The organism is Streptomyces sp. ITFR-6 (assembly GCF_031844725.1).
In the GTDB taxonomy this organism is placed as follows: Bacteria; Actinomycetota; Actinomycetes; order Streptomycetales; family Streptomycetaceae; genus Streptomyces.
The window spans coordinates 2713630-2735230 of the sequence record NZ_CP134612.1; the positions used below are offsets into that span (position 1 = coordinate 2713630).

Below are 21601 nucleotides of genomic sequence, written 5' to 3' on the forward strand. Positions count from 1 at the left end.
CGACACCTTTCTTCTGTGAACTGACGCCTGCCCGGCCACGGCCCATGGCGTTTCGCACGACGGAAGAGCACCCCCTTTTTGCCTGTCTGTAGCGAACGCCGTCATCGCGCCGCCGCGGTGCCGCCCGCTTTGCGGACGTGAGCCCACGTCCCCATTCCGGGCTGTTCCACGCCCCCGCCGACGGCCCTCCGTGAAGGAGCCAGCCATGTCGATGATCCGTGACCTGCGCGCTGTGGTGCGCCCGTCCCTGCGCAAGACCAACACCCTGCACAGCAGTTACGACGCCACCCGGGACCCGTCCGCCTCCAGCGCGGTCGTCGACTGCGCGGTCTACCGCGACGGACGCCGCGTCGCGGAGGAGGACGGCACCTGCCGTACGCCGCACGAGGCGATGCTCCGGGTGCGGGAAAAGGGCGGCTTCGCCTGGATCGGCCTCCACGAGCCGACCGAGGAGGAGTTCGCCGGCATCGCCCGGGAGTTCGGGCTGCACCCGCTGGCCGTGGAGGACGCCGTCCACGCCCACCAGCGGCCGAAGCTGGAGCGGTACGACGACACCCTGTTCACCGTCTTCAAGACCATCCACTACGTCGAGCACGCCGAACTGACCGCGACCAGCGAGGTCGTGGAGACCGGCGAGGTGATGTGCTTCACCGGCCGGGACTTCGTCATCACCGTGCGGCACGGCGGCCACGGCTCGCTGCGCGCACTGCGCCACCGCCTCCAGGACGACCCCGAGCTGCTCGCCAAGGGCCCCTCGGCAGTGCTGCACTCCATCGCGGACCATGTGGTCGACGGCTACATCGCGGTGGCCGGCGCGGTGCAGGAGGACATCGACGAGGTGGAGATCGAGGTCTTCTCCACCCCCGACAAGGGCGGCCCGCGCGGTTCGGACGCCGGCCGGATCTACCAGCTGAAGCGCGAGGTGCTGGAGTTCAAGCGGGCCGTATCGCCGCTGCTGCGCCCGATGCAGCTGCTCAGCGAGCGGCCGATGCGGCTGATCGACCCGGACATCCAGAAGTACTTCCGGGACGTCGCGGACCACCTCGTGCGCGTGCAGGAAGAGGTCATCGGCTTCGACGAGCTGCTGAACTCCATCCTCCAGGCCAACCTGGCGCAGGCGACCGTCGCGCAGAACGAGGACATGCGCAAGATCACCTCCTGGGCGGCCATCATCGCCGTACCCACGATGATCTGCGGGGTCTACGGCATGAACTTCGACCACATGCCGGAGCTGGCCTGGACGTACGGCTATCCGATGGTGCTGGGGTTCATCGGAGTGGTCTGCTTCTCCATCCACCGCATGCTCAAGCGCAACGGCTGGCTCTGACCTGCTCCTGCCCGTCTCGCCAGGGGCGCCCGTCTAAGCTCTGCTGCATGACTGCTGCTGACACGCTGCTCGGACCGGCCCTCGTCGAGGAGGCCACCAAGAAGTCGGGGCTGGTCTGGGTGCGCGGCACCGGGCCCGCGAGGGCGCTGTGGCACGTGTGGCACGAGGGCGCGGCGCTCCTCGTCGGGGACGGCCCCGGCGAGCAGCCGCTCCCGGCCGGCCTCACGGACGGCGGCAACGCGGAGGTGACCGTCCGCAGCAAGGACAAGGGCGGCCGGCTCGTCGCCTGGACCGCCTCCGTGGCCCAGCTCGCCCCGCACTCAGAGGAGTGGGAGGCGGCGGTGGCCGAGCTGAAGGGCAAGCGGCTGAACGCACCGGACGCGGAGCAGCTGACCGAGCGCTGGGCCCGCGAGTGCCGGATCCTGCGGCTGACGCCGCTCGATTCCCGTACGGACCTGCCGACGGGCTCGGGGGCGGCGGCGCCGCTGCCCACCACCGCCACCACCCGGCTGCCGGTACCGGCCGGGCTGCCGCGCCTGCTGAAGCGCTCGCTCAGGAAGCCGTAGCCGGCCCTCGCCCGGCGGCGGGTCTATGACGTCGACTTGGGCAGCTGCTGCCCGTAGTCGACCGTGTCGTCCTCGGCCGGAGCCTTCAGCGCGAAGTCCTTGCCCCAGTCCGCGAGCGTGATGACGCCCCCGCCGCCGCCGCGTGCGAAGCGCAGCGGGTACGGCTTGCCCTCCAGGGACACGTCGAGCGCGCCGCCCTCGCCCTTGCCGCCGGTGATCCGGATGGTGCGCTCCCCGCCGACCTTGTCCCGGTCCCCCTTGCCGACCTCGCCGTGCAGCGTGAGCAGACCGTCGAGCAGCACCTTCTTGTCGGTGAACCCGCGCAGCTGCTTGTACGTGGGATCGTCCTCGGGGACCTTCACGTACTTGTCGTCGAGCTTGTCCGCCGCGGCGCCGTCGGCCTCGCTCGTCTTTCCGGCGTCGGCCGTGCCGTGGTTCCAGAAGCCGGCGTCCGCCTTGAGGTAGAGCACGTCGCCGATCCGGAGCAGCTCGAAGGTGCTGTTCTTCGACGTGACGGAGCCCGCCCCGCCCTTGTCCTTGAGCCTCATGTTGAGCTTGTAGGTGCCCCCCTTGCTGACCAGCGTGCCGGCCAGCCGGACCATGTCGGAGGAGTCCGCCGCGGCCCGCGCCTTCTTCTCGATCTCCGGAGCTTCCAGTCTGCCGACGCCGTTGGTCCCCTTGTCCGGATCCTCGTCCGCGCACGCGGTCAGCGCCGCGGTCAGCCCGGCGCAGAGCACGACGGCGAGGGTGGCGGTCCGGCGGCGGGCCCGGACGGTCGGGACGAAAGAGGTCACAGGCGCACTGCCTCTCAGCTGCGTGGCGGTGGGTGGCAGACGGCAGCGTACCTGTGCGGCCTACACCTCCCGGCAGAGAGTCGCGACGACCGCTCTCCAGGGCGACCTGCGAGAGTACGGGCTAGCCTGATCCCGTCATAACGGTGCAATAAACGTCACAACAGACCGGATGCGTAAGCCGGCGACGAAGGAGGAGGCGCAGGCATGGCAGCAGGAACGCCCCGGGTCTTCGTCTCGCACCTCTCCGGTGTGCCGGTCTTCGACCCGAACGGGGACCAGGTGGGGCGCGTCCGCGACCTGGTCGCGATGCTCCGGGTCGGCGGCCGGCCGCCCCGGCTGCTCGGCATCGTCGTCGAGGTGGTGAGCCGGCGCCGGATCTTCCTCCCGATGACCCGGGTGACGGGCATCGAGTCGGGGCAGGTCATCACCACGGGCGTGGTCAATATGCGGCGCTTCGAACAGCGGCCCACCGAACGTCTGGTGCTGGGCGAGTTCCTCGACCGGCGGGTCAGCCTGGTGGAGACCGGCGAGGAGGTCACCATCCTGGACGTCGCGATCCAGCAGCTGCCGGCCCGCCGCGACTGGGAGATCGACAAGTACTTCGTGCGCAAGGGCAGGGGCGGCGCGCTGCGCCGCAAGGGCGAGACCCTGACGGTCGAGTGGTCGGCCGTCAGCGGCTTCTCGCTGGAGGAGCACGGGCAGGGCGCGGAGTCGCTGGTCGCCACGTTCGAGAAGCTGCGCCCGACCGACGTGGCCAACGCGCTGCACCACCTCACCCCGAAGCGGCGTGCGGAGGTCGCCGCCGCGCTCGACGACGACCGGCTGGCCGACGTCCTGGAGGAGCTCCCTGAGGACGACCAGGTGGAGATCATCGGCAAGCTCCAGGAGGAGCGTGCGGCGGACGTCCTGGAGGCGATGGACCCCGACGACGCGGCCGACCTGCTCTCCGAGCTGCCGGAGGAGGACAAGGAGCGGCTGCTGACGCTGATGCGTCCGGACGACGCGGCGGACGTCCGGCGCCTCATGTCGTACGAGGAGCGGACGGCGGGCGGCCTGATGACCACGGAGCCGATCATCCTGCGCCCGGACGCGACGGTGGCCGACGCGCTCGCCAGGGTCCGTCAGCAGGACCTCTCCCCCGCGCTCGCCGCCCAGGTGTACGTGTGCCGGTCGCCCGACGAGACACCGACGGGCAAGTACCTGGGCACGGTGCACTTCCAGCGGCTGCTGCGGGATCCGCCGTTCACCCTGGTCAGCTCGATCGTCGACAGCGATCTGGTGGCGCTGACGCCGGACACCCCGCTGTCGGTGGTGACCAGCTATCTGGCGGCGTACAACCTGGTCTCGGTGCCTGTGGTGGACGAGAGCGGCTCGCTGCTGGGTGCGGTGACCGTCGACGACGTGCTCGACCACCTGCTGCCCGACGACTGGCGGGAGACCGACTTCCACGGGCGCGAGGGGGTGCTCCGTGGCCGGTGAGGAGCGCTCCAGGGCGTCGAACGGCTCGACGGCCCTGACCCGTACCCCCAGGACCCGGCTCGACCAGCCGAAGGACCCGCGGCGGCGGCTGCTGCCGGAGTACGACCCGGAGGCGTTCGGCCGGTTCTCGGAGCGGATCGCGCGGTTCCTGGGGACCGGGCGCTTCATCGTCTGGATGACGCTGATCATCATCGTCTGGGTGGTGTGGAACATCTTCGCGCCGGAAAAGCTGCGGTTCGACGAGTACCCGTTCATCTTCCTGACCCTGATGCTCTCCCTCCAGGCCTCCTACGCGGCGCCGCTGATCCTGCTCGCGCAGAACAGGCAGGACGACCGCGACCGGGTCACCCACGAGCAGGACCGGGCCCAGAACGAGCGCTCCATCGCCGACACGGAGTACCTGACCAGGGAGATCGCGGCACTGCGGATGGGCCTCGGGGAGGTCGCCACCCGGGACTGGATCCGCTCCGAGCTGGAGGACCTGGTGAGGGATCTGGACGACCGCAGGACACCGGCCGGGGCCGAGAGTGACGAAGACCGCTGACGGGGCCACCCGCGCGTAGGTGAAGGCGCCCTAACTCCCACCCGTCGCCCACCACCACCCTTTCAAAGAGCGCTTCGCGCACCCGTACTATCGAGGTATGGCTACGGAAGACGCGGTGCTTGAGGCACTGGCGACAGTGAACGACCCGGAGATCCACCGCCCGATCACCGAGCTGGGCATGGTGAAATCGGTCGAGATCGATCCTGACGGTGTAGTCGCTGTCACGGTGTATCTCACCGTCTCCGGCTGTCCGATGCGCGAGACGATCACCAATAACGTGACCGACGCGGTGGCCCGCGTCGAGGGAGTGTCCCGGGTCGAGGTCACCCTCGATGTGATGAGCGACGAGCAGCGCAAGGACCTGGCGTCCTCGCTGCGCGGCGGCACGGCCGAGCGCGAGGTGCCGTTCGCCCAGCCCGGCTCGCTGACCCGGGTGTACGCGGTGGCCTCCGGCAAGGGCGGCGTCGGCAAGTCCTCCGTGACCGTGAACCTCGCGGCCGCGATGGCCGCCGACGGCCTCAAGGTCGGCGTCGTGGACGCGGACATCTACGGGCACAGCGTGCCCCGGATGCTCGGCGCGGACGGCAAGCCGACCCAGGTAGAGAACATGATCATGCCGCCGTCCGCGCACGGCGTGAAGGTCATCTCCATCGGCATGTTCACCCCGGGCAACGCCCCGGTGGTGTGGCGCGGCCCGATGCTGCACCGCGCGCTCCAGCAGTTCCTCGCCGATGTGTACTGGGGCGATCTGGACGTCCTGCTGCTCGACCTGCCGCCGGGCACCGGTGACATCGCGATCTCCGTGGCCCAGCTGGTGCCGAACGCGGAGATCCTGGTCGTCACGACCCCGCAGCAGGCCGCGGCCGAGGTGGCGGAGCGGGCCGGCTCGATCGCCGTGCAGACCCACCAGAAGATCGTCGGCGTCGTCGAGAACATGTCGGGCATGCCCTGCCCGCACTGCGACGAGATGGTCGACGTGTTCGGCTCCGGCGGCGGCGCCCGGGTCGCGGAGGGACTGACCAGGACAATCGGCGCCGAGGTGCCGGTGCTCGGCTCCATCCCGATCGACGTACGGCTGCGCGAGGGCGGCGACGAGGGCAAGCCCGTCGTCCTGTCCGACCCCGACTCCCCGGCGGGCAAGGCCCTGCGCTCCATCGCGGACAAGCTGAGCGGCCGTCAGCGCGGTCTGTCGGGCATGTCCCTGGGAATCACCCCGCGCAACAAGTTCTGACCCGGACGGAGCCCGTGGCGGGCCGGGAGCATCAGCCCCGGCCCGCCACGGGCCCCGTCGCCGGCTACGCGTACGACGTGATGTCACCGACGACGGAGAAGCCCAGCCCGTACGCGCTCATCCCGCGCCCGTACGCCCCGATGTGCACTCCACCGTGGGCGGAGCCGGCCAGCACCCAGCCGAACTCGGACTCGCGGTAGTGGAACGCCACCGGCACACCGTCGACCGGCAGCGAGAGCGCCGACCACGCGGGGCCATCCAGATCGTCGGCCAGCTCGAAGGCCGTCTCCGTCTGCTGGTCCAGCCAGTCGTCCCGCAGGGTGTGGTCCATCTGCGCGGGCCAGGTGTAGGCCAGCAGGCCGGAGCCGGCCAGCCAGGCCGCTGAGGAGACCGTCGTCGCGTCCAGGACGCCCGTGCCGTCTCCGCTGCGCCGCACCGGGCTGCTGGCCACGGTCACGACGACCGCGAACCGCTGTCTGTCCTCACCCGCGTCGCTCCGTACCGAGGGCTCGTCGCCGTGGCCGGTGGAGCCGTGCTGCACCGTGCCGTCCGCGGCGGTGCCCACCTGCATCAGCCAGCGCGGCCCGGTGAACGCCTCGTCAAGTCCGTACCAGGGGAACGATGCCTGCAGATAGCCGTCGACCGTGAGCCGGGCCGCAGGCACCCCCTCTGCCGTGCCTGTTTCCGGCGCACCATCCGCGCCCACCCGACTCGTTGTCTCCATCTGTCCGGCCGCCTCCTCGATCCGTAGGGTCCGGAGCGGCCCGCCCCCCTCGGGCGTCCTCACAACCGGACAGATGGAGAATAGCCATACCGTCCGGACGAGTCGGGATTGACGGGGGTCAGGTGGCGTCTGCGTCGAACGGCGGGTGATCGTTCTTCTTCGGCTGCTCACGCTTCTTGAGCAGGTCAGGGCCGCCCGCCGAGCCGTTGGCCGCGGTGACCGCGGAACCGCCCGACACGCCGCTCTTCGCCTCCACGGACGAGGTCGCGCGGCCGTTGACCGCGTCGGTGACCTCGGAGACCTCCTTGCGCAGGTCGAAGCTCTCGCGGATCTCCTTCAGCCCCAGGTCGTCGTTGCCGTCCATGAGCTGCTTGCGGACGAACGTCTTGGGGTTGAGGTCCTCGAACTCGAAGTCCTTGAACTCCGGGCCGAGCTCCGTACGGATGTCCTCCTTGGCGCTCTCCGAGAACTCACGGATCTTGCGGATGAAGCGCGAGACGTCCTGGATGACCTTGGGCAGCTTCTCCGGACCGAAGATGAGCACGCCGATGATCGCGAGCGCCACCAGCTCCAGCGGGCCTATGTCATTGAACACCTTGCGGCTCCTCGTGTTCTCCGCGACCAGGTCGGATGAGGTCCGGACCCGGACCACGGTACCCGCCGAAGCCATCCGTGCGGTAGCTTCCCGTGGCCGTCACGTGCCTGTTGCCGAGCCGAGCGTCAAACTCATGGTCAGGTCTTTACCAGCGCGGGTCAGCTTGAGGTCCAGCCGGTCACCCGGCCGGTGCGAGCGGATCTTCACGATCAGCTCCTCGCCGCTGTGCACCCGCCCGCCGTTCACCTCGGTGATGACGTCACCCGGCCGGATCCCGGCCTTGGCGCCCGGACCGCCCTCCGTGACGGAGGACTTGCCGTCCGCGCCCCGCTGCCCGACCTTGGCGCCGTCCCCGGTGTACTTCATGTCGAGCGTGACGCCGATCACCGGGTGGGTGGCCTGCCCGGTGTTGATCAGCTCCTCGGCGACGCGCTTGCCCTGGTTGATCGGGATGGCGAAGCCGAGGCCTATGGAACCGGCCTGGCCGCCCTCGGTGGTCGAGCCGCTGTCCGCGGCACGGATGGCGCTGTTGATCCCGATGACGTGCGCGTCGGTGTCGACCAGCGGTCCGCCGGAGTTGCCCGGGTTGATCGGGGCGTCGGTCTGCAGCGCGTCGACGTAGCTGATGTCGCTGCCGTCGCCCTTCTCGCCGCCTGCCGTGATCGGCCGGTCCTTGGCGCTGATGATGCCGGAGGTGACCGTGTTGGACAGGTCGAACGGTGCCCCGATGGCCACCACCGGATCGCCCACCCGCACGTTGTCGGAGTTGCCGAGCGGCAGCGGCTTGAGCCCCGAGACGCCGCTGACCTTGACCACGGCCAGGTCGTAGCCGCTGTCCTTGCCGACCACCTCGGCATTGGCCGTCTCGCCGCCGCTGAACGTCACGGTGATCTCGCCGGACGAACCGGCCGGTGCGACGACATGGTTGTTGGTGAGGATGTGGCCCTTGTTGTCGAGGACGAAGCCGGTGCCGGTGCCGGATTCGGTGCTGCCGCTGACGTGCAGGGTGACCACGCTGGGCAGCGCGCTGGCCGCGATACCGGCGACGCTGTCGGGGGCGCGGCCGCCGCCGTTGCGTTCGTCCTGGGACAGTTCGATCTGGGTGAGGCCGCCGTTGCGCTCTATGTACGCGCCGATCCCGCCACCGATGCCGCCCGCCACCAGGGCCAGCAGCAGCGCGCCGACGAGGACGGAGCCGCGCCGGTTCTTCCGCTTGCCGCCGTCGGAGGCGAGCGGGGGGCCGGGGCTGGTGATCAAGGGCTGCCGGGGCGCGCCCCAGGGGTCGTACTGGAGCCATTGCGGCGACGGGGGGTGGTGGGGCTGGCCCTGGGGTTGTTGGTGGGGCTGCGGGGGCGGGAAGGCGGCCGGGGGCGCCGGGGCCGGGGCCGGTGCCATCGCGATGCCCGCGCCGTTCGTCCCCGAGTAGGGCGGCGGTACGGGGGTGCCGTGCGCCGGCGTCTGGACCGGGTGCTGCACGGGGGGCGCGGGCGCCCAGGGGCCGGGGCCGCCGTAGGGCGGGGTGCTGTACTGGTCGGGCTCGTGGAGCGGCTTCGCCGCCTGCGGCGCGGGCTCCGCGGTCACGGGCTCCGCAGCCACGGGGTCCGCCGTCACGGGCTCCGCCTGCACGGACGCTGTCGGCTCCGCGTCCGACGGGGGTACCGCGTCCTCAACGGGCGACGGCTCCTGAGGCGCTGCGCTCGTACCGCGCCCCGGCGCGGGCCGGCTCCACCACTTCGCCTTCGGCTCGGTGGGCTTCCCGTCGTCCATGCTCTCCCCGCAACTGCCTCAACTGGCCTCTGCACGCCCCGCAGGGGGCGTCCCTCCCGGAAATCCTGCCGGAATTCAACCAGGTTTGTGCAGGCCCTGCGCCGGCTGGGTCACCGACGGGGAAGGAGCGGCAGTCCGTGGTTGGCGGGAACCGGCAGTCCGGCGGCCGAGGTGGGCGTCCGGGACGGCTCGGGGGAGGCCGTGGAAAGCCCGCTGCCGAGTGCCTGCGCGAACAGCGGACTGATGCCGTTGGGACGTATCAGCGAAGGCGCGGACACATCGGTCCGGACGGGAAGCGCGTACCGGCTTCCGGTGAGACTGCCGGTGCCGAGCAGAGAGGGGGCGGAGGAGAACGCCAGCGGCGCGGCGTTCATGGCGAGGGACACCGGGCGGTTACCGGTACCGGCCGCCGCGAGCGTGCCGTGGCCGCCGCCGCGGCGGCTGACGGTGCTGCCGCGCTCGGCGCGCGCGTCGGCGTCCAGCGGTGCGACGCTGCTTCCCGGGCCCTCGGCCCGGGTCGGGGAATCGGGCCCCGCGTCCGTCGGGAGAGCGCCGCCCAGGGCGATGGCGGCCAGCGAGACGGCGCTGGCGGCGGCGAACGCGAACCTGCGGCCCCGCCACGGCGAGCGGTCCGCCTCGCGGCTGACCTCGTGAATACGGAACGTGGGCCGGTCAGCTCCGGCCGGAAGGACGGCGGCGGAACCGTGCGCGGTCGGGAGGTAGCCGAAGCCGTCCAGCGGGGAGCCGCCGGAGGACGAATCCGCCCGGCCGCCGGAAGGACGCGTCACGGGGAAGACTCCGTCACCGAAACGGCCCGAGCCGCCCATTGGTCTTCCCCGACCTTCGCCATCACCCCCCGGACCACCGGGAAGGCCCTGCAACCGGGCAAGGAAGCCCTCGGAGGGACAGGGCGGGGCCGACTCGGCGAAGACACTCTTCAGGCGCCGCTGGGCGGCAGCCTCGGCCTTGCACTTGGCGCAGGTCGCGAGGTGGGCGAGCACCCGGTCACGGGCATCGTGCTTGAGCTCGCCGTCGACAAGCGCGGCGAGCCTGTCCCCCAGGTGTTGTTCCGCTGAGGTCGGACCTGTGCCACTCACGCCGCTCCGCCCTCCCCTGCCACGAGGACCCCGGTCAGCGAGCGCTGCTCCGCGCGGGCCTCCGGCGAACGGTGCTTCAGCGCCTTGCGCAGGTGGGAGCGCCCGCGGTGGATGCGGCTGCGCACCGTGCCGAGCTTCACGCCGAGCGTCGCGGCGATCTCCTCGTAGGAGAGTCCCTCGATGTCACAGAGCACGACCGCGGCCCGGAACTCCGGCGCGAGGGTGTCAAGCGCCTGCTGGACGTCGGCGTCGAAGTGGGTGTCGTTGAAGACCTGCTGCGGCGACGGCTCGCGGCTCGGCAGCCGCTCGGCGGCGTCGTCACCGAGGGAGTCGAAGCGGATCCGCTGCTTACGGCGCACCATGTCCAGGAACAGGTTGGTCGTGATGCGGTGCAGCCAGCCCTCGAAGGTGCCGGGCGTATAGGTCGACAGCGAACGGAACACCCGGACGAAGACCTCCTGAGTGAGGTCCTCGGCGTCGTGCTGGTTTCCCGTCAGTCGATAGGCAAGGCGGTAGACACGACCGCTGTGCGTGCTGACGATCTCTTCCCATGAGGGCGGCGTCCACGCCTGGGAGGCATCCGAGGCGAAGGTCGCGGTCGTTGCGGAGTCGTTGGAAGAACGGTCAGCAGTGTTGGTCACGGATTTCGGCTCACCCGCCGACCTGAGGAAGCGCCACAGCACTCCTCCCCGATCCACAGGCGCAGCCGCACCTCCCCTGTCGGCTCTGGTGGTGTCCAGTGGAGCCCCTACCATAGCCACCTCGCCCGTTAGCTCCGGATAAGTCTTTTTTCCTGCTGGGGCCGGGGACGACCCCGGGAACCGCCTGCCCGTGATCCCGGACCCGATCCGCGGGACCGATCCACGGGCTTTCCCCTGTCCCTTCATAACGCCCGGTCCCATCTGCGGGTTCCCGGGTGCAGCGGATACAGTCACCGTTGCGTCAACTACGGGGACAGGAGAGGGCCATCACAGCCAACCGGCAGACGAGCTGGGCGTTCGCCGACGCCTTTGTCGCCGAGGACGAAGCACTGCGCTGGGCCCGGGACCGGGCCCGGGACGCGGGGCTCCGCTCGGTGTCACCGGGCACCGGCGCCGCGCTGCGCCTGCTCGCTGCCACGACGGACGCCAAGGCGGTCGCCGAAATCGGCACCGGCACGGGCGTGTCCGGCATCTATCTGCTGCACGGCATGCGGCCGGACGGGGTGCTGACCACGGTCGACCCGGAACCCGAGCGCCAGCAGTTCGCCCGTGAGGCCTTCCGGGCGGCGGGCTTCGCCGCCAACCGGGCCCGCTTCATCCCCGGGCGCGCCCTGGACGTACTCCCCCGGCTGGCGGACGGCGGATACGACCTCGTCTTCTGCGACGGCGACCGGATGGAGAGCCTCGACTGCCTCGCTGAATCGTTGCGCCTGCTGCGACCTGGCGGCCTGGTGTGCTTCGAGGGCGTCTTCGCTGACGGCCGTACGGTCGACTCGGCACACCAGCCCCCTGAGGTGCTGCGTCTGCGCGAACTGCTGCGTGCGGTCCGCGAGAGCCAGGAGCTGATGGCGACGCTGCTGCCGGTGGGCGACGGTCTGCTCTGCGCGGTACGACGCGGCTGAGGGCTGTCCCGTAATTTCGGTCACCCGATGGCGCTCCATCACATGTCACCTGGATCACACCCGGATCACCCGGCACCGAACGCACTACTGCCCCGGCACGGAATCCGTGCCGGGGCAGTAGTGAAGTGTGGACTCCTCTGCGTCAGCCGACGACCTTCTTGAGGGCATCGCCCAGCGCATCGGCCTCGTCCGGAGTCAGCTCCACGACAAGCCGACCGCCGCCTTCGAGCGGAACGCGCATGACGATGCCCCGCCCCTCCTTTGTCACCTCGAGCGGGCCGTCGCCCGTCCGCGGCTTCATGGCCGCCATGCTCGTTCCCCTTCCTGAAACCAGCTCATCGCAACCGGCGGCCCCATGACAGGCGCTGCCTCACCGGCATCGAACACATTGCTTCCAGGCCATTATCCCGCATCACAGACCCCGATGACCAACATCGCTCTGCATCGCTTGCGCAACGCGCTCGCTCAAAACCACCCAATTCGGCGAAGGGACTGCGATACTCCGTCCCCCTCAGCCCTCCATCGGGGCGGAATTGTTAGACGCAGGTCACATGTCCGCCTCCGCCGAAGTCGGCCATGCTTGCCTCGACAGACTTTGGACGAGGCGCAAAAGGGGACCCCACATGGCCGACGCCGTGCTCTGCGACGTGAGCGACGGGCTCGCGACGATCACGATCAACCGTCCCGACGCGATGAACGCGATGAACACCGCGACCAAGGTGGCGCTGCGTGACGCGCTGACGTCCGTCGCCGCCGATCCCGCTGTGCGGGCGGTACTGCTCACCGCGGCGGGCGAGCGCGCCTTCTGCGTCGGCCAGGATCTCAAGGAGCACGTCGCCAAGCTGGCGGAGGCCCGTGAGTCGGCCGGCGGCAACGCCCTCAGCACCGTGCGGGAGCACTACAACCCCATCGTGCGGGCCATCACCGAGATGCCGAAGCCCGTCGTCGCCGGGGTCAACGGGGTGGCGGCCGGTGCCGGTTTCGGTTTCGCGCTCGCCTGCGACTACCGGGTGGTCGCGGACACCGCGTCGTTCAACACCTCGTTCGCCGGTGTCGCGCTCACCGCGGACTCGGGCGTCTCCTGGACGCTGCCCCGGCTGATCGGCCAGAGCCGCGCGGCCGACCTGCTGCTCTTCCCGCGCTCGATCTCCGCGAAGGACGCCCATGACCTGGGCATCGTGAACAAGCTCGTACCCGGCGCCGAGCTCGCCGCCGAGGCCGCCGCGGTCGCCCGCGCGCTGGCGGACGGGCCGACCGTGGCCTACGCGGCGCTCAAGGAGTCCCTCGCGTACGGAGCGGGGCACACCCTGGGCGAGGCGCTGGAGAAGGAGGACGAACTCCAGACGCGGGCGGGCGCGTCGCAAGACCACGCGATCGCGGTGCAGGCCTTCCTCAACAAGGAGCGGCCCAAGTACCTGGGGCAGTAGTCACCCCGGAACCGGGCCCGCCCCTACGCCTCGGTGCCGCGTGCCACGCAGCCGGCGAGATGGTCGTCGACCAGCCCGCACGCCTGCATCAGGGCGTAGGCGGTGGTGGGGCCGATGAAGCGGAGCCCACGCTTCTTGAGGTCCTTGGACAGCGCCGTGGACTCCGCCGTGACCGCCGGGACGTCCCCGAGCGTGCGCGGGGCGGGCCGGGTGGCGGCGTCCGGGGCGTACGACCAGATCAGCTCGTCCAGCTCACCGCCCTGCCAGTCGGCCAGCACCTTGGCGTTGGCCATGGTGGCGTCGATCTTCGCGCGGTTGCGGATGATTCCCGCGTCGGCCAGCAGCCGTTCCCGGTCGGCGTCGGTGAACCGCGCCACGGCGGGGATGCTGAACCCGGCGAACGCGGTACGGAAGCCTTCCCTACGGCGCAGGATCGTCAGCCAGGACAGCCCGGACTGGAACGCCTCCAGGCACAGCCGCTCGAAGAGCGCGTCGTCGCCGTGGACCGGGCGGCCCCATTCCGTGTCGTGATAGGTGAGGTAGTCCTCGGTGGACAGGCCCCACGGGCAGCGCAGCCGGCCGTCCGCCGCGGCTTCGGCTCCGCCGCTCATCGCCCGCCCTCCTCGTCCGGCCGCGGCGCGGCGCCGCCGGTCCGCGGGCTCCCCGGCGGCTGCTCATGCTGCGGCGACTGCCAAGGTGTCTGCCAGGGCGGCTGGGGCAGCTCCTGGGGCTCCTTGAGGAGATCCGGGCCGCCCGCCCTGGTGGCCTGCGCACCGGCGAGCGTCGACTCCAGCTCCGCGATCCGCGCGTCCCGCTCAGCGAGCTCGGCGCCGAGCCGGCCCAGCGCCTCGTCGACATCCGTCATCCGGTAGCCGCGGACGGCGACCGGCAGTCTGAGCGCCTCGACATCCGCGCGGCCGACCGGGCGCGCCGCGGGCAGCGGATCCGTCAGCTGCTCGGGCGCCACGTCCTGAAGGATGGCGCTCCTCCCTCCGCCGATCACCGCGAGGGTGACCGCGGCGACCACAACCACCATCGCGAGCAGCAAGAACCAGAACACGCGCATCTCCCCGGGAGCGGAATTTCGTCCGGGTCCGATCGTGCCATGCGGCACTGACAGTTAGGGTCGCAGTCAGTCCCGGCGGGCGTACTGCCGGGGGATTCACAGGGAGAAGACACGGGATGCGAAGCGGTGCGCTCAGGCTGGGGCGGCGCGAGTTCGGGGCGCACGAGCCGGTGATCATGGCGATCGTGAACCGCACCCCTGACTCCTTCTACGACCAGGGCGCGACGTTCCAGGACGAGCCGGCGCTCTCCCGTGTCGAGCAGGCCGTGGCGGACGGTGCCGCGATCATCGACATCGGCGGGGTGAAGGCGGGGCCCGGCGAGGAGGTGACCGCCCAGGAGGAGGCCCGCCGGACCGTCGGATTCGTCGCCGAGGTGCGCCGGCGTCACCCGGACGTGGTGATCAGTGTCGACACCTGGCGCCACGATGTCGGTGCGGCGGTCTGCGAGGCCGGCGCCGATCTGCTGAACGACGCGTGGGGCGGAGTGGATCCGAAGCTCGCGGAGGTCGCCGCGCGGTACGGGGCGGGGCTGGTGTGCACGCACGCGGGCGGCGCGGAGCCGCGGACCCGGCCGCACCGGATCGGGTACGAGGACGTGATGGCCGACATCCTCCGGGTGACCGTGGGGCTGGCCGAGCGGGCCGTCGGGCTCGGGGTCCGGCCGGACGGCATCATGATCGACCCCGGTCACGACTTCGGGAAGAACACCCGCCACTCCCTGGAGGCGACACGCCGTCTCGGTGAGATGACGGAGACGGGCTGGCCGGTGCTGGTCTCGCTGTCCAACAAGGACTTCGTGGGCGAGACGCTCGACCGCCCGGTGAAGGAGCGCCTGACCGGCACGCTGGCGACGACCGCGGTGTCCGCGTGGCTGGGGGCGCGGGTGTACCGGGTGCACGAGGTGGCGGAGACCCGGGACGTCCTGGACATGGTGGCGACCATCGCCGGGCACCGGGCACCGGCCGTGGCGCGGCGCGGGCTGGCGTAGCCGGGCCGGCGGGCCGGTGCGGACGGGTGCGGACTGCGGCGTTACCGGCCGACCTCCTTCGTCACCAGGTTCACCGCCTCGTCCACGTCGTCCGTGACGTGGAACAGCAGCAGGTCCTTCGCGGACGCCTTGCCCTGGGCGATCACCGTGTCCCGCAGCCAGTCGACCAGGCCGCCCCAGTACGCCGTGCCGAACAGCACGATCGGGAAGCGGGTGACCTTGCCCGTCTGGACCAGCGTCAGCGCCTCGAAGAGCTCGTCCAGGGTGCCGAGTCCGCCGGGCAGGACGACGAAGCCCTGGGCGTACTTCACGAACATCGTCTTGCGGACGAAGAAATAGCGGAAGTTGACGCCGATGTCGACGTGCGGGTTGAGGCCGGACTCGAAGGGCAGCTCGATGCCCAGGCCGACCGAGACCCCCTTCGCCTCCCGCGCTCCCTTGTTCGCCGCCTCCATCGCGCCGGGTCCGCCCCCGGTGATCACCGCGAAGCCCGCTTCGACCAGCGCCCTGCCGATCCGTACGCCCGCCTCGTACTCCGGCGAGTCGGCCGGGGTCCGGGCCGAGCCGAAGACGCTGATGGCGCTCGGCAGTTCGGCCAGCGCGCCGAACCCCTCGACGAACTCCGACTGGATGCGCATGACCCGCCAGGGGTCGGTGTGCACCCACTCGGAGTCACCCTCGGAGTCCAGCAGCCGCTGGTCGGTGGTGCCAGGCTGTACCTGGTCCCTGCGGCGCAGCACCGGGCCGAGTCGCTGTTCCTCCGGCCTGACCGCGCCCTCGGGGATCTCCGCACCTTCGGGGATCCGCGCATCCTCGGGGTTGCCCATGACCTGCTCCCTCCGCCGACATCGGAGGCGTCCTGCGACGCCCCGTCTCCCGCCAGCGTAGATCGCCGGAGGTTACGGACAGGGGAATGCCGGGGGTCAGATCGTGAGCCAGGAGCGGAGCCGCTCCTCGCAGTGGGTGATCCGCTCGACCGCGACGTGCTCATCGCGCTTGTGGGCGAGGATCGGATCGCCGGGGCCGTAGTTGACGGCGGGGACGCCGAGCGAGCCGAAGCGCGATACGTCCGTCCAGCCGAACTTGGGCCGGGCGGTGCCGCCGACCGCGTCCATGAACGCCTTGGCCGCGGGGTGCGAGAGGCCGGGCATCGCCGCGCCCGAGTGGTCGTCGACGACGAACTCCGCGACGCCGCAGCCGGCGAAGACCTCGTGGACGTGGGCCAGTGCCTCCTCCTCGGTGAGGTCGGGGGCGTAGCGGTAGTTGACGACGACGGTGCAGGCGTCGGGGATGACGTTGTTGGCGACGCCGCCCTCGATGCGTACGGCGTTGAGCCCCTCGTGGAACTCCAGCCCGTCGATCACCGGCTTGCGCGGCTCGTACGCGGCGAGCCTGGCCAGGATCGGGGCGGCGCCGTGGATGGCGTTGGACCCCATCCAGCTGCGCGCGGAGTGCGCCCGCTCCCCCTCCGTACGGAGGAGGACGCGCAGCGTGCCCTGGCAGCCGCCCTCGACCTCGCCGTTGGAGCCCTCCAGGAGGACGGCGAAGTCGGCCGCCAGCCAGTCGGGGTGGGCGTCCGCGAGGTGTCCGAGGCCGTTGAGGTGTGCGGCGACCTCTTCGTTGTCGTAGAAGACGAACGTGAGGTCGCGGTTGGGCTCCGGCACCGTCGCTGCGATCCGCAGCTGGACGGCGACGCCGGACTTCATGTCGGAGGTCCCGCAGCCCCACAGGAGCCCGTCGGCGTCGAGCCGGGAGGGCACGTTGTCCGCGATCGGCACGGTGTCGATGTGCCCGGCGAGCAGGACGCGCTCGGCGCGGCCGAGGTCCGTCCTGGCGACGACATTGTTGCCGTACCGCTCCACGGTGAGGTGCGGGAGGGTCCGCAGCGCCGTCTCGATGGCGTCCGCGAGGTCCTTCTCCTCCCCGCTGACCGAGGGGAAGTCGACGAGCCGGGCGGTGAGCGCGGGTCCGTCCAGAGTGAGGTCAAGGGTGGTTTCGGCCATGGCTACGACCCTAGTGCCTCGCGTACGGTGGCCCCGTGCCCCGGACCGATTCCTCTGCCCGCCGACACACCGGCCGCCGCCGCAGCCGCCGACTGCGCGTCGCGGCCGCCTTCGCCGTGCTCGTGGCCGTGGGCGGCTATCTGACCGTCTCGTACCTGTCGGGCGGCAAGAGCTCCGACCAGTGCACCGTGCACTCCGCGGACGGTTCGTCCGGCGAGGGGCGTACGTACCGGCTGAGTCCGGAACAGGCCGCGAACGCCGCGACGATCTCGGCTGTCGGCACCACGCGCGGGATGCCGGAGCGGGCGGTGACGATCGCGCTGGCGACGGCTCTCCAGGAGTCCGGGCTGCGCAATATCGACCATGGCGACCGGGACTCCCTCGGGCTATTCCAGCAGCGTCCCTCACAGGGCTGGGGCACCGGGCAGCAGATCCTTGACCCGGTCTACTCGGCCAGGAAGTTCTACGAGCACCTGGCCGAGGTGCCGGGCTACTCGCGGCTGCCGCTGACGGTGGCCGCGCAGCGCGTGCAGCGCAGCGGTTTCCCGCAGGCGTACGCGAAGCACGAGCCGGACGCCGCGCTGCTGGCGGCCGTGCTGACCGGCCGGACGCCGGCCGCGCTGACCTGTGCGCCGCCGCGTGCCACCGCCGGGACGGGCGACGTCACGAAGGTCAGGGCGGCGCTCACCCGTGCTTTCGGCAAGGGCGTGCTGCCGGCCGTGGACGCGGCGGACAGCCGGACCCCGACGGCGGGTGCGACGGCTCAGGGGTCGCTCTCGGTGCCGGTGCGGTCGGGCGGCGCGGCCGCGGAGGGTGGCGTTCCGCAGCACGGCTGGGAGCTCGCGCACTGGGCGGTGGCGCAGTCCGAGGCGCTGGGCATCGACGAGGTCGGGTACGCGGGCCAGGTCTGGAAGGCCGGATCGGGCTGGCGGACGGAAAGCGGGAAAACGGGCACCACGGAGGTCCGTATGCGCTTCGTGCATTAGTGCGGCGGGTCCCTCTTACAGGGGGTCCGGGCATTCTCGTAACAGCCTCCGCACACGGGTTCGCGTTCACCCTTCCGGATGGCCCGATTTCCTTGTGGCCAAAGGGCAGTGACGGTTCATCACGCGGTCGGGGAATGCATTGTTTGCCCGGGTTCCTCCGTTGCGGATTATCTGACGCATTGCCGACTCTTTACGTCGGTTCACCGCAACCTCCCCCGCCCCCACGACTGTTGTCATGGCGTCCGGTCCACGGACAGACAGATTCCACATCCCGTCGAAGGAGCATCATGTCCCTCCCCCTGACCCGTCGGATCGCCCGTACCGCGCTGCTGATCGCGGCGGGTGCGGCCCCCGTGGTCGGTGCGGCCGGCGCCGCCGGTGCCGCTGAGCTCCCGCAGGTCCCGGATCTCGGCGGTCTCACCAGCGTCGACAGCGACGGTCTCGGCAAGACGGTCGACGGCGTGTCCAAGCAGGGCGCCGAGACCGGTGGCAAGGTCGTCGGGACCACGCTTCCGGTGGCGAGCAAGACCCTCGGCGAGACGGCCGGCAAGGCCGCCCCCGCCGTCGGCAAGGCGGCGACCGGCGGTGCGACCGGCAGCCTCGGCGGCCTCCCCACGCAGGGCCTGCCGATCGGCTGATCCACACCGACCGGTGCGGTCACGCGCGAGGGCCTGAGGGGTGCGCACCCCTCAGGCCCTCGCGCGTGTCAGCCGGCAGGCGCTCAGCCCAGCCGCTTCACCGCCGCCGCCACCCGCTCGTCCGTGGCGGTGAGCGCCACGCGTACGAAACGGTCGCCGGCCGGCCCGTAGAAGTCCCCGGGCGCCACCAGGATGCCCAGCTCCGCCAGGTGGGCCACGGTGTCCCAGCACGGCTCGTCGCGGGTCGCCCAGAGGTAGAGGCTCGCCTCGCTGTGCTCGATGCGGAAGCCGTGGGCCTCCAGGGCGGTGCGCAGGGCGGCGCGGCGGGCGGCGTACCGGGCGCGCTGCTCGGCCACGTGCGCGTCGTCACCTAGTGCCGCGACGGTGGCGGCCTGGACCGGTGCGGACGTCATCATCCCGCCGTGCTTGCGGATCTGCAGCAGCTCGCCCAGGACGGCCGCGTCGCCCGCGATGAAGGCGGCCCGGTACCCGGCGAGGTTGGAGCGCTTGGAGAGCGAGTGGACGGCGACGACACCCTCGTACGTACCGCCACAGACGTCCGGGTGGAGCACCGAGACCGGTTCGGCCTCCCAGCCCAGCTCCAGGTAGCACTCGTCGCTGAAGACCAGCACGCCGTGCTCGCGCGCCCAGGCGACGATCCGGGTCAGCCCGTCCTTGTCCAGTACCTCTCCGGTGGGATTGGACGGGGAGTTGAGCCAGAGCAGCTTGAGCCCGGCCGGGTCCAGCTCGGTCGGGTCGTCGTACGCGACCGGCTCGGCGCCGCAGAGCCGGGCGCCGACCTCGTAGGTCGGGTACGCGAGCCGAGGGTAGGCGACCTTGTCACCGGCGCCGAGCCCGAGCTGGGTCGGCAGCCAGGCCACCAGCTCCTTGGAGCCGACGACGGGCAGCACGTTCTCGTGGGCCACGGAGACCGCGCCGAGCCGCCGCTCCACCCAGCCGGTGAGCGCATCGCGCAGCGCGGGGGTGCCCCACACCGTCGGATAGCCGGGGCTGTCTGCCGCGGCGACGAGCGCCCGCTGGATCAGCTCGGGCACCGGGTCGACGGGGGTGCCGACGGACAGGTCCACGATGCCGTCCGGGTGGTCCGCGGCCGTCGACTTGTAGGGCGCGAGCCTGTCCCAGGGAAAGGCGGGGAGGCGGGAGGAGACTGCTGCGGACACGGATCTCTGCTTTCTCGTACGGGAGTTCGGGCGGCACGGGAAACGCCTCGGTCCCGCACGGTGACGAGCCGTACGGGACCGGGGTGACGCACCTAGGGCCTGTCCGGCAGATCAGAGCCTGCCGGACGCTGTTACTGGTTCTGCGGCGGCAGTGCCGCGACGAACGCGTGGTCGCGCTCGATCAGACCCAGCTTGGAAGCCCCACCCGGCGACCCGAGGTCGTCGAAGAACTCGACGTTCGCCTTGTAGTAATCCTTCCACTCCTCCGGGGTGTCGTCCTCGTAGAAGATCGCCTCGACCGGGCAGACCGGCTCACAGGCTCCACAGTCGACGCACTCGTCCGGATGGATGTACAAGGACCGCTGGCCCTCATAGATACAGTCGACGGGGCACTCTTCGATGCAGGCCTTGTCCTTTACGTCGACACAAGGCTGCGCGATGACGTAGGTCACGCTGTCGTTCCTCCTCGGTAGGGCGTTGGCTCTCGCGCGGGAGCGCGGCGTCGTCGATGCCCGCACCTAGTATCTCCGTTCCCGGGCACGATCCGAACAGGAGGGGCAAACAGAGCTGTGGAATTCACCATCGGCGGACGGCTGGAGATCCGGATCACACCGGCTGACGTGGGCAAACGGGTATCAGTCCGGCGCCTGCTGGAAGACGGTCCGAACGGCCCGAAATTCACCGACACGGTTGGTGTTCTCACATCGTGGAACGATGGCGTGCTGTCCGTCACATCCAAGAGCGGTGAATCCGTCCGCATCGCGGAGTCGGCCCTGGTGGCGGGCAAGACCATAGCTGCCGCGCCGCCCCGGCGCCGCGGCCCCGCGGCCTCCTTCGGTGAACTGGCCCGGGTCTGCGCCCGCGCCTGGCAGCCGGTGGAGAGCGAGCCGCTCGGTGACTGGCTGCTGCGCGCCTCCGCGGGGTTCACCCGGCGCGCCAACTCCGTGCTGCCGCTCGGAGATCCGGGCGTTCCGCTGGACACCGCGCTCGCGCGGGTCCGGCAGTGGTACGCGGACCGGGGACTGCCGCCGTACATCCAGACGGCGACCGGCGCGGAGGGCACCCAGGAGGAGCTGTGCGCGGCGCTGGAGAGCGCCGGGTGGCGGCGCGAGGTGACGGCGGAGGTACGGATCGCGTCGCTGGCCCCGATCGGTGATCTGGCGGCCGAGGTGTCGCGGGTGCGGCTGGGCCGTGCGGTGGACGCGGCGTGGCTCTCCCGCTACCAGCGCTTCGAGTTCCCCGGCCCGGAGGTGCAGGCGGTGCTGGGCGGCGGCCCCTCCGTGTGGTTCGCGACCGTGCCGGGCGACGACGGTGACGCCGCGCCCGCCGCGATCGGCCGCTGTGTGGTGGACGGGCGGTGGGCCGGGTTCATGGCCGTCGAGGTGGCTCCAGAGCACCGGCGCAGGGGGCTCGCCACGGCGGTGATGACCGCGCTGGCCCGGCAGGCGATGGACGAGGGCGCCTCGGCCGGATGGCTCCAGGTGGAGACGGAGAACGAGGGCGCCCGCGCGCTGTACGACGGGATGGGGTTCGCCTCCCATCACCGTTACCACCACTTCCGGCCCTCCGGCCCGGCGTAGCGCG

At 71.1% G+C, this 21601-nt stretch carries 24 protein-coding genes; 11 read left to right on the forward strand and 13 right to left on the reverse strand.

Translation table 11 applies throughout. The features are described 5' to 3' along the window. The first annotated feature begins 205 nt into the window (after positions 1 to 205). The gene (locus RLT59_RS12025) at positions 206 to 1327 is read left to right on the forward strand and encodes a magnesium and cobalt transport protein CorA (protein WP_311303396.1); all 1122 of its coding nucleotides are present in this window, start codon (positions 206 to 208) and stop codon (positions 1325 to 1327) included. Positions 1328 to 1374: 47 nt separating this feature from the next. Next, positions 1375 to 1893, forward strand: a complete 519-nt coding sequence (locus tag RLT59_RS12030; RefSeq protein ID WP_311303397.1) for a hypothetical protein — start codon at positions 1375 to 1377, stop codon at positions 1891 to 1893. A 23-nt stretch (positions 1894 to 1916) separates the two neighbouring features. On the opposite strand, the gene RLT59_RS12035 is transcribed toward RLT59_RS12030, so the two are convergent. Beyond that, positions 1917 to 2687, reverse strand: a complete 771-nt coding sequence (locus RLT59_RS12035) for a hypothetical protein (protein ID WP_311303398.1) — start codon at positions 2685 to 2687, stop codon at positions 1917 to 1919. A gap of 204 nt (positions 2688 to 2891) precedes the next feature. On the opposite strand from RLT59_RS12035, the gene RLT59_RS12040 reads away from it, so the two are divergent. From RLT59_RS12040 to RLT59_RS12050, 3 genes are all read left to right on the forward strand, one after another. After that, positions 2892 to 4166 (forward strand): magnesium transporter MgtE N-terminal domain-containing protein, encoded by a 1275-nt coding sequence (locus RLT59_RS12040; RefSeq protein WP_073736593.1) that lies wholly within the window; start codon positions 2892 to 2894, stop codon positions 4164 to 4166. Further along, positions 4156 to 4710, forward strand: coding sequence for a DUF1003 domain-containing protein (locus RLT59_RS12045; protein WP_311303399.1), 555 nt, complete (start codon positions 4156 to 4158; stop codon positions 4708 to 4710). The genes RLT59_RS12040 and RLT59_RS12045 overlap by 11 nt, the downstream gene beginning before the upstream one ends. A 97-nt stretch (positions 4711 to 4807) precedes the next feature. Next, positions 4808 to 5941, forward strand: a complete 1134-nt coding sequence (locus RLT59_RS12050; RefSeq protein ID WP_311303400.1) for an Mrp/NBP35 family ATP-binding protein — start codon at positions 4808 to 4810, stop codon at positions 5939 to 5941. 64 nt (positions 5942 to 6005) lie between these two features. On the opposite strand, the gene RLT59_RS12055 is transcribed toward RLT59_RS12050, so the two are convergent. The 5 genes from RLT59_RS12055 to sigE all read right to left on the reverse strand — a co-directional run bounded on the left by RLT59_RS12055 (position 6006) and on the right by sigE (position 10879). Next, a complete protein-coding gene (locus RLT59_RS12055) occupies positions 6006 to 6665 on the reverse strand; it encodes a hypothetical protein (protein WP_311303401.1) in 660 nt (219 codons plus the stop codon). A 118-nt stretch (positions 6666 to 6783) separates the two neighbouring features. Continuing rightward, entirely contained in the window at positions 6784 to 7260 is a 477-nt protein-coding gene (locus tag RLT59_RS12060; RefSeq protein ID WP_311303402.1) for a sec-independent translocase, read from the reverse strand. Positions 7261 to 7359: 99 nt separating this feature from the next. After that, positions 7360 to 9027 carry a S1C family serine protease gene (locus tag RLT59_RS12065; RefSeq protein WP_311303403.1) on the reverse strand — a complete coding sequence of 556 codons (1668 nt, stop codon included), beginning with the start codon at positions 9025 to 9027 and terminating at the stop codon, positions 7360 to 7362. A gap of 110 nt (positions 9028 to 9137) precedes the next feature. Continuing rightward, the gene (locus tag RLT59_RS12070; protein WP_311303404.1) at positions 9138 to 10124 is read right to left on the reverse strand and encodes a zf-HC2 domain-containing protein; all 987 of its coding nucleotides are present in this window, start codon (positions 10122 to 10124) and stop codon (positions 9138 to 9140) included. Beyond that, positions 10121 to 10879: an RNA polymerase sigma factor SigE gene (sigE, locus tag RLT59_RS12075; protein WP_311303405.1), complete on the reverse strand. Its 759-nt coding sequence runs from the start codon at positions 10877 to 10879 to the stop codon at positions 10121 to 10123. Before sigE ends, RLT59_RS12070 begins: the two co-directional genes overlap by 4 nt. A 182-nt stretch (positions 10880 to 11061) precedes the next feature. Between sigE and RLT59_RS12080 the strand changes: the two genes are divergently transcribed. Beyond that, positions 11062 to 11727 (forward strand): O-methyltransferase, encoded by a 666-nt coding sequence (locus tag RLT59_RS12080; RefSeq protein ID WP_311303406.1) that lies wholly within the window; start codon positions 11062 to 11064, stop codon positions 11725 to 11727. Positions 11728 to 11869: 142 nt separating this feature from the next. Here the strand turns inward: RLT59_RS12080 and RLT59_RS12085 are convergent, their stop codons facing one another. Beyond that, positions 11870 to 12037, reverse strand: coding sequence for a DUF3117 domain-containing protein (locus RLT59_RS12085; RefSeq protein WP_003966491.1), 168 nt, complete (start codon positions 12035 to 12037; stop codon positions 11870 to 11872). A gap of 313 nt (positions 12038 to 12350) precedes the next feature. Between RLT59_RS12085 and RLT59_RS12090 the strand changes: the two genes are divergently transcribed. Then, positions 12351 to 13154 carry a 2-cyclohexenylcarbonyl CoA isomerase gene (locus RLT59_RS12090; RefSeq protein ID WP_311303407.1) on the forward strand — a complete coding sequence of 268 codons (804 nt, stop codon included), beginning with the start codon at positions 12351 to 12353 and terminating at the stop codon, positions 13152 to 13154. 23 nt (positions 13155 to 13177) lie between these two features. On the opposite strand, the gene RLT59_RS12095 is transcribed toward RLT59_RS12090, so the two are convergent. Continuing rightward, positions 13178 to 13765 (reverse strand): DNA-3-methyladenine glycosylase I, encoded by a 588-nt coding sequence (locus RLT59_RS12095; protein ID WP_311303408.1) that lies wholly within the window; start codon positions 13763 to 13765, stop codon positions 13178 to 13180. Further along, positions 13762 to 14214 (reverse strand): DivIVA domain-containing protein, encoded by a 453-nt coding sequence (locus RLT59_RS12100; RefSeq protein WP_311303409.1) that lies wholly within the window; start codon positions 14212 to 14214, stop codon positions 13762 to 13764. The genes RLT59_RS12095 and RLT59_RS12100 overlap by 4 nt, the downstream gene beginning before the upstream one ends. A gap of 122 nt (positions 14215 to 14336) precedes the next feature. Here RLT59_RS12100 and folP point away from each other — a divergent pair, with 122 nt between their 5' ends. Further along, positions 14337 to 15209: a dihydropteroate synthase gene (folP, locus tag RLT59_RS12105; RefSeq protein ID WP_311303410.1), complete on the forward strand. Its 873-nt coding sequence runs from the start codon at positions 14337 to 14339 to the stop codon at positions 15207 to 15209. A gap of 41 nt (positions 15210 to 15250) precedes the next feature. Here folP and RLT59_RS12110 read toward each other — a convergent pair whose 3' ends face one another. Both RLT59_RS12110 and dapE read right to left on the reverse strand, forming a co-directional pair. Then, on the reverse strand, positions 15251 to 16036 hold the full coding sequence (locus RLT59_RS12110) for an LOG family protein (RefSeq protein ID WP_311303411.1): 786 nt from the start codon (positions 16034 to 16036) through the stop codon (positions 15251 to 15253). Between the two features lie 96 nt (positions 16037 to 16132). After that, a complete protein-coding gene (gene dapE, locus RLT59_RS12115) occupies positions 16133 to 17212 on the reverse strand; it encodes a succinyl-diaminopimelate desuccinylase (protein ID WP_311303412.1) in 1080 nt (359 codons plus the stop codon). Between the two features lie 35 nt (positions 17213 to 17247). Here dapE and RLT59_RS12120 point away from each other — a divergent pair, with 35 nt between their 5' ends. Next, the gene (locus tag RLT59_RS12120) at positions 17248 to 18198 is read left to right on the forward strand and encodes a VldE C-terminal domain-containing protein (RefSeq protein WP_399125271.1); all 951 of its coding nucleotides are present in this window, start codon (positions 17248 to 17250) and stop codon (positions 18196 to 18198) included. Positions 18199 to 18485: 287 nt separating this feature from the next. Further along, a complete protein-coding gene (locus tag RLT59_RS12125) occupies positions 18486 to 18836 on the forward strand; it encodes an ATP-binding protein (protein ID WP_311303413.1) in 351 nt (116 codons plus the stop codon). Between the two features lie 83 nt (positions 18837 to 18919). Here the strand turns inward: RLT59_RS12125 and RLT59_RS12130 are convergent, their stop codons facing one another. Next, a complete protein-coding gene (locus tag RLT59_RS12130) occupies positions 18920 to 20017 on the reverse strand; it encodes a bifunctional succinyldiaminopimelate transaminase/glutamate-prephenate aminotransferase (protein WP_311303414.1) in 1098 nt (365 codons plus the stop codon). A 131-nt stretch (positions 20018 to 20148) separates the two neighbouring features. Then, positions 20149 to 20469 carry a ferredoxin gene (gene fdxA, locus RLT59_RS12135; RefSeq protein ID WP_065490770.1) on the reverse strand — a complete coding sequence of 107 codons (321 nt, stop codon included), beginning with the start codon at positions 20467 to 20469 and terminating at the stop codon, positions 20149 to 20151. Positions 20470 to 20586: 117 nt separating this feature from the next. Here fdxA and RLT59_RS12140 point away from each other — a divergent pair, with 117 nt between their 5' ends. Then, positions 20587 to 21597: a GNAT family N-acetyltransferase gene (locus tag RLT59_RS12140; protein ID WP_311303415.1), complete on the forward strand. Its 1011-nt coding sequence runs from the start codon at positions 20587 to 20589 to the stop codon at positions 21595 to 21597. Positions 21598 to 21601 lie beyond the last annotated feature (4 nt).